At 69.9% G+C, this 7,048-nt stretch carries 9 protein-coding genes; 7 read left to right on the forward strand and 2 right to left on the reverse strand.

What is annotated here, in order from left to right:
- The 3 genes from DJ73_RS01015 to rpsB are packed head-to-tail and all read left to right on the forward strand — an operon-like array spanning window position 1 to window position 2,190.
- Window positions 1-180, forward strand: a complete 180-nt coding sequence (locus tag DJ73_RS01015) for a DNA-directed RNA polymerase subunit K (protein WP_094523909.1) — start codon at window positions 1-3, stop codon at window positions 178-180.
- Entirely contained in the window at window positions 180-1,382 is a 1,203-nt protein-coding gene (eno, locus tag DJ73_RS01020; RefSeq protein ID WP_094523908.1) for a phosphopyruvate hydratase, read from the forward strand. The genes DJ73_RS01015 and eno overlap by 1 nt, the downstream gene beginning before the upstream one ends.
- A gap of 16 nt (window positions 1,383-1,398) precedes the next feature.
- Complete coding sequence (gene rpsB / locus DJ73_RS01025) at window positions 1,399-2,190, forward strand: 30S ribosomal protein S2 (RefSeq protein WP_094523907.1); 792 nt, start codon at window positions 1,399-1,401, stop codon at window positions 2,188-2,190.
- Window positions 2,191-2,289: 99 nt separating this feature from the next.
- Here the strand turns inward: rpsB and DJ73_RS01030 are convergent, their stop codons facing one another.
- A complete protein-coding gene (locus DJ73_RS01030) occupies window positions 2,290-2,640 on the reverse strand; it encodes a DUF4870 domain-containing protein (RefSeq protein ID WP_094523906.1) in 351 nt (116 codons plus the stop codon).
- Window positions 2,641-2,704: 64 nt separating this feature from the next.
- Window positions 2,705-3,253, reverse strand: a complete 549-nt coding sequence (locus DJ73_RS01035; RefSeq protein WP_094557079.1) for a mechanosensitive ion channel domain-containing protein — start codon at window positions 3,251-3,253, stop codon at window positions 2,705-2,707.
- A gap of 127 nt (window positions 3,254-3,380) precedes the next feature.
- Between DJ73_RS01035 and mvk the strand changes: the two genes are divergently transcribed.
- The 4 genes from mvk to DJ73_RS01055 all read left to right on the forward strand — a co-directional run bounded on the left by mvk (window position 3,381) and on the right by DJ73_RS01055 (window position 6,693).
- The gene (mvk, locus tag DJ73_RS01040) at window positions 3,381-4,433 is read left to right on the forward strand and encodes a mevalonate kinase (protein ID WP_094523904.1); all 1,053 of its coding nucleotides are present in this window, start codon (window positions 3,381-3,383) and stop codon (window positions 4,431-4,433) included.
- Window positions 4,434-4,510: 77 nt separating this feature from the next.
- Window positions 4,511-5,254 (forward strand): isopentenyl phosphate kinase, encoded by a 744-nt coding sequence (locus DJ73_RS01045; protein WP_254921555.1) that lies wholly within the window; start codon window positions 4,511-4,513, stop codon window positions 5,252-5,254.
- Window positions 5,255-5,299: 45 nt separating this feature from the next.
- Window positions 5,300-6,355, forward strand: coding sequence for an Mrp/NBP35 family ATP-binding protein (locus DJ73_RS01050; RefSeq protein ID WP_094523902.1), 1,056 nt, complete (start codon window positions 5,300-5,302; stop codon window positions 6,353-6,355).
- Complete coding sequence (locus DJ73_RS01055; protein ID WP_094557080.1) at window positions 6,352-6,693, forward strand: hypothetical protein; 342 nt, start codon at window positions 6,352-6,354, stop codon at window positions 6,691-6,693. The genes DJ73_RS01050 and DJ73_RS01055 overlap by 4 nt, the downstream gene beginning before the upstream one ends.
- Window positions 6,694-7,048: the final 355 nt, after the last annotated feature.

The following is a 7,048-nucleotide window of genomic DNA, read 5'->3' on the forward strand; positions in this document are numbered from 1 at the left end:
ATGTCAACACAGCGATACAATCGATACGAGAAGGCACGCATCCTCGGCGCGCGAGCGCTGCAGGTGTCGTACGGGGCGCCCGTGCTGATCGACACGGACCAGACGGAGCCCATCCTCGTCGCCGCGGAGGAGTACGACGCGGGCGTGCTCCCGTTCACGGTCCGGAGGGAGTCCAACTGATGACCCGCATCACCAGCGTCTCGCTGCGTCGCGTGCTCGACTCCCGCGGGAACGCCACGGTCGAGGCCGACGTGCTCACCGAGTCCGGCGGCTTCGGCCGCGGCGCGGCGCCCAGCGGGGCGTCCACCGGCGAGTACGAGGCGATCGAGCTCCCCGCGAGCGAGTCGATCGCGAAGGCCCGCGAACACGCCGTCCCCCGTCTCGAGGGGCTGTACGCGGGCGACCAGCGCGCCGTCGACGCCGCGCTCCGCGCGGCCGACGGCACGGACGACTTCTCCGCGATCGGCGCCAACAGCGCCGTCGCGATCTCGATGGCGACCGCGAAGGCCGCCGCCGACGTGCTCGGTGCGCCGCTGTACCAGCACCTCGGGGGCGCGTTCCGCGGCGGCAACTTCCCGGTCCCGCTCGGCAACGTCGTCGGCGGCGGGGAGCACGCCAAGGAGGCGACCCACATCCAGGAGTTCCTCGCGGCCCCCGTCGGCGCGCCGAGCGTCTCGGAGGCCGTCTTCGCGAACGCCGCGGTCCACGCGGCGGTCGCGGACGTGCTCGACGAGCGCGGCGTGCCCGCGGCGAAGGGCGACGAGGGCGCGTGGGCGCCCCCGATCTCGGACGCGGAGGCGTTCGAGGTCGTCGAAGAGGCGGTCGAACTGGTCGAGGACGAGGTGGGCTTCGAGATCCGCTTCGGCCTCGACATGGCCGCCGCCGAGCTGTACGACGACGACTCCGAGGCGTACGTGTACGGCGACGAGACCAAGTCGACCGACGAGCAGGTCGAGTACGTCGCCGGCCTCGTCGACGAGTACGACCTCGCGTACGTCGAGGACCCCCTCGACGAGAACGACTACGAGGCGTTCGCGGAGCTGACCGACCGGGTCGGCGACCGGACGCTGATCTGCGGCGACGACCTGTTCGTCACCAACGTCGAGCGCCTCCAGGAGGGGATCGACGCGGGCGCGGCCAACAGCATCCTGATCAAGCCGAACCAGATCGGGACGCTGTCGGACGCGTTCGACGCGGTCGAGCTCGCCGCCCGCAACGGGTACGAGACCGTCATCTCCCACCGCTCGGGCGAGACGGAAGACACGACCATCGCACACCTCGCCGTGGCGACCGACGCCGGGTTCATCAAGACCGGCACGGTCGGCGGCGAGCGAACCGCCAAGCTGAACGAACTGGTCCGCATCGCGGACGACGCGGTATGACGGGCCCACACCACGCATGAGCGAAGACAACGACGCGGTCGAACTCGACGACGACGCGGAGACCGAGGCGGTCGACGCGGCGGTCGAGGAGGAGGCCGACACGACCGAGGAACCGACCGCCGACGCGGCTGCCGACGGGGCACCCGCCGACGCCGAGACCGACGAGGGCGACGAGGCGGACGAGGAGGAGGCCTCCCCGTTCGACGACGACGTCATGCCCGACGACGACGTCGACCTGCTGATCCCCGTCGAGGACTACCTCTCCGCCGGTGTCCACATCGGGACCCAGCAGAAGACGAAGGACATGGAGCGGTTCATCCACCGCGTCCGCGACGACGGGCTGTACGTGCTCGACGTGAGCACGACGGACCAACGGATCCGCACCGCGGCGGACTTCCTCTCCAACTACGACCCGGAGCAGATCCTCGTCACGTCCTCGCGGCAGTACGGCCGGTTCCCGGCCGAGAAGTTCGCGGACGCCATCGGCGCCCGCGCCCGCACGGGACGCTTCATCCCCGGCACGCTGACGAACCCCGACTACGCCGGCTACATCGAACCGGACGTCGTCGTGGTGACCGACCCGATCGGCGACGCGCAGGCCGTCAAGGAGGCCATCACCGTCGGCATCCCGGTCATCGCGATGTGCGACTCCAACAACCAGCTGTCGAACGTCGACCTCGTCATCCCGACGAACAACAAGGGTCGACGCGCGCTGTCGGTCGTCTATTGGCTGCTCGCCAACGAGACGCTCGACCGCCGCGGCGCCGACACCGTCTTCGCCCTCGACGACTTCGAGGACGAGCTGTAACCGGTCTTCGACGTCGAGTTCGACTTTTAAGACGTTTCGAAAGCGCAGAGCCGTCGCTTTCTCCGTTGCTATCGCGGTAAAAGAGGGGTTCCGCGGTCCTCAGACGATGTTCGGCGTGTACGGGTACGAGTACACCTGCCCTTCGTTGGCCTTCAGCGTGGCCATAACGACCAACACGAGGTCGAGCAGTCCGATCAACGGGAGGAGCAGGAAGCCGACGAGCACGACCGTCAACAGCCCCGAGACGATCATCGCGATGAAGACGACGATCTGGAAGTTGAGCGAGTTCTTCGCGTTCTGCTTGACGAGTTCGTCGTCGTCGTCCGCGAGCACTAAGAACAGCAGCGGCCCCAAGAACGAGGCGACCAGCGCCGACGCGTGCGAAAGCGCGGCGAGTGTCGTGTCTCCGTCGACCGTTTCCTCGGCGCTCGCATCTACTTGGGATGACATACCGCAGATATCTCAGACAGAATTGATAAGTATTGGGTGAATATCCTTCGCCCGGACCGCGAAACTACTGCTCCCCGTCGGGCACGTCGTGGGTCCAGCGCGGCTCTATCTCCCGGTTGGCCATCACGATCCGGTCACCGTCGTCCGTGTCGATCCGGGTCTTCCGGAGCTCGATGGCCGCGACCGTTCCGGTCACGCCCTTCGCTTCGACGCGGTATCCCACGTTGAAGTCGGGGTCGCGGAGGAGATAGACGCCGGCGACGGTGTCCTCGATCATCTCGGAGAGCGCGTAGGAGACGCCGAGCGCGATGAAGCCGACGGCGGTGCCGAGGCTCGCCGCGATATCCCCCATGCCGACGACCTTCAGGAACGTCAGCGCGACGCCGAACCACAGGAAGACCGCCACGAGCGTGGTGATGAGGTCGCCGACGAGCTCGCGGTCACCGACGTAGATCCGATCGATCGAGGTCCGGACGAGCGAGAGGACGACCCGCACCGTCGCGTACGCCAGCGCGAGGAAGATCAGTCCCGACAGCAGCCGCGGAATCGCGACGGCCACGCCGTCGACGAAGTTCGTGACCGACCGCGCGAGCAGCGACGGTATCTGCGCCATGACGAACGCGACGGTGGCCGATGCTGAAAAGCTGGCGGGAGGGGGCTCCCGCCGTCTCGCCTCCGCGGGCCCGGACGCCGACCCGACAAACGCAACGCCTGTATGCCCCCGGAGAGAGGGGATTCGTATGACCGTCTGTGAAGCGCCGGGGAAGGTGTACCTCTTCGGCGAACACGCCGTCGTCTACGGCGAGCCGGCCGTGCCGGCCGCGATCGAGCGACGCGCCGCGGTGACCGCCGAACCGCGGTCGGACGACCACGTCCGCGTCGAGGCCGAGGACCTCTCGCTAAACGGGTTCACGGTGGAGTACTCCGGCGGCACCGGCGACCACCCCGACGTCGACGTGCCGACGCCGCTGGTCGAGGCCGCGATGGGGTACGTCGACGCCGCGGTGCGGCAGGCCCGGGACGCGGCCGACGCGCCGGACGCCGGCTTCGACATCACGGTCGAGAGCGACATCCCGCTCGGGGCGGGGCTCGGCTCCTCCGCGGCCGTCGTCGTCGCCGGCATCGACGCCGCGACGCGGGCGCTCGGGGAGCCGATCGACCGCCGCGAGCTGGCCGACCGCGCGTACCGCGCCGAGCACGAGGTGCAGGACGGGCAGGCCTCCCGCGCCGACACCTTCTGCTCGACGATGGGCGGCGCGGTCCGCGTCGAGGGCGACGACTGCGAGCCGATCGAGGCGCCGAACCTCCCGTTCGTCGTCGGCTTCGACGGCGGCGCCGGCGACACCGGCGAGCTCGTGGCCGGCGTCGGCGAGCTCCGCGAGGAGTACGGCTTCGCCGCCGACACCGTCGAGTCGATCGGCGACGTCGTCCGGACCGGTGAGGCGCTACTGGCAGACGCCGTCGCCGAGGGCGCGCCCGGCTCCGGCTCGGAGCCGACCGGCGACGCCGAGCCGCCGGCGGAGCTGCTCGCGGAGCTCGGCGAGCTGATGGACTTCAATCACGGCCTGCTCTCCGCGCTCGGCGTCTCGGCGCGGTCGCTCGACTCGATGGTGTGGGCCGCCCGGAACGCGGGCGCGCACGGGGCGAAGCTCACGGGCGCGGGCGGCGGCGGCTGCATCGTCGCGCTCGACGAGAGCGACGCTACCGAGACGGCGCTCTCGTTCACGCAGGGCTGCGAGGACGCGTTCCGCGCGGAGTTGGCGACCGAGGGCGTTCGTGTGGTGGAGCCGTGACCGCAGACCGCGAGGCGACCGAGGCGGACGGAAGAGACGTCGCCGCCGGCGTCTCCGACGGCGCCGCGCCTCCCGTCGTGCTCAAGCTGGGCGGGAGCCTGATCACTGAGAAGGACCGGCCCGAGACGCTCGACGACGACGCGCTCGCGGCCGCCTGCGACGCGGTCGCCGACGCCCTCGCCGACGGGGCGGTCGACCGGCTCGTCGTCGTCCACGGCGGCGGGAGCTTCGGCCACCACCGCGCCAGCGAGCACGGCGTGTCGACGAGCGAGGGGACCCGCGATCCGGCGGCGGTGGCCGAAGTCCACGGCGCGATGAAGACGCTAAACGGGGCGGTCCTCGACCGGCTCCGCGACCGCGACGTGCCCGCGGTGCCGGTCCACCCGCTGTCGCTCTCGGCCCGCCCAGAGGGGGTCGAGGGCGACCTCGACCTGCCGCTCGGCTCGACCGCGACGCTGCTCGGCGAGGGGTTCGTCCCGGTGCTTCACGGCGACGGCGTCGCGACCGCCGGTGAGGGGGTCACCGTCGTCTCCGGCGACGAGCTGGTGGTCGAGCTCGCTTCGGGGCTCGGCGCGCGACGGGTCGGCGTCTGCTCGACCGTTCCGGGCGTCCTCGACGACGACGGCGACGTGATCCCCGCGATCGACTCCTTCGAGGCGGTCGCCGACGCGCTCGGGGCGAGCGACGCGACCGACGTCTCCGGAGGTATGGCGGCGAAGGTGCGGGAGCTCTTGGCGCTCGACGCGCCGGCGTACGTGTTCGGCGCCGACGGGCTGTCGCCGTTTCTGCGCGGCGAGGACGCCGGCACGCGGGTCGACTGATCGGGTGACAGAACCCTTATTCGCCCCACCGTCCTCCCTCCGGGCATGAACGAAGCGGACGTGCGGGAGCGGCTCGCGGGCGTGGAGGACCCCGACCTCGGGGACGACATCGTCTCGCTCGGTCTCGTGAACGACGTGGCCGTCGAGACCGAGGCGGACGGGACCGGCGGCACGGTCCACGTGTCGCTGGCGCTCGGCGCTCCCTTCTCGCCGCATGAGTCGGCGATCGCCGAGGACGTCCGGGACGCGCTCGCCGACACTGGGTTCGAGGTGGATCTCTCGGCGTCGATCCCGGACGAACTGGACGCGGACGAGCAGGTTCTTCCGGGCGTGAAGAACGTGATCGCGGTCGCCTCCGGGAAGGGCGGCGTCGGCAAGTCGACGATGGCCGTGAACGTCGCCGCGGGGCTCTCGGAGCTCGGCGCGCGCGTCGGGCTCTTCGACGCCGACGTGTACGGGCCGAACGTCCCGCGGATGGTGTCGGCCGAGGAGCGCCCGCAGACCGACGGGGAGACGATCGTTCCGCCCGAGCGCTTCGGCGTGAAGCTGATGAGCATGGACTTCCTCACCGGCGAGGACGACCCCGTCATCTGGCGCGGGCCGATGGTCCACAAGATCATCACCCAGCTCGTCGAGGACGTGGAGTGGGGCGATCTGGACTACGTCGTGTTGGACCTGCCGCCGGGGACGGGCGACACCCAGCTCACCATCCTCCAGACGCTCCCGCTGACGGGCGCCGTGATCGTCACGACGCCGCAGGAGGTCGCGCTCGACGACGCGGTGAAAGGCCTCCGGATGTTCGGCAAACACGACACGAACGTGCTCGGAATCGCCGAGAACATGGCCGGGTTCCGCTGTCCCGACTGCGGGGGCTTCCACGAGATCTTCGGCTCCGGCGGCGGGAAGGCGCTGGCGCAGGAGCACGAGCTCCCCTTCCTAGGCGGCGTCCCGCTCGACCCCGCGGTCCGGACCGGGGGCGACGAGGGCGAGCCGGTGGTACTCGGCGAGGGCGAGACCGCCGACGCGTTCCGCGTGATCGTGGAGAACGTCGCGAACAACGCCGGCGTCGTGCGCCGACGCGGGGTGAGCGAAGGGCGATGAGCGGGGAACGGAGCGAGTCAGACGGCGACGGGGAACGGGACGCGACGGGCGGCGACCCCGCCGACCCCCTCGACGCCGCCGGCGTCGACCCGGTCGTCCCGGACCCGGTCGTCGACGCGGCGGACGAGGCGTTCCCCGACGACGACGAGGTCCGCGCGTTCCTCCGCGAGGTCGCGGCCGACGTACGCGGCGACAGCTCAGAGAGCAAGCAGCTCTCGGCGATCCTCTACCGCGTGTCGGACCTGTACGATTCGGAAGAGCAGACCTCCCCGGAGGAGATCTACCTGAACGTCCGGCACATCATGCGGATCAAAGAGCAGGGCGGAATCGAGCGATAGGAGGTAGTTGACAGTGGAGCGGTCGACTGAGAGGTTTTAGTCGATCGCTTATAAATGGAAGCTACGGGTGCCGTGGTGAAGACCTCGAAATCCTCAGCCACTCGGCGGTACACGGTTGATACTGGATCAACGGTGAACACCTCCAAAGCCCCAGCCGCGAGGACGGCGCACGCTCGTTGTCGTTCGAAAGGCGCGGAGCGCCTTTCGTGATGTCGTCAGAACGCTCTGCGTTCTGACTGCTAGCCGGAAATCTCTGATTTCCGGCGATGACGAGACGCCGGAGGCGTCTCGAACCACGCGCTTCGGTCGTTCGCTTCGCTCACTCCCTCCAGTGCTTACGTCGTCATCAGAACGC

The sequence above is a fragment of the Halorubrum sp. Ea1 genome (assembly GCF_002252965.1).
Classification (GTDB): Archaea; Halobacteriota; Halobacteria; order Halobacteriales; family Haloferacaceae; genus Halorubrum.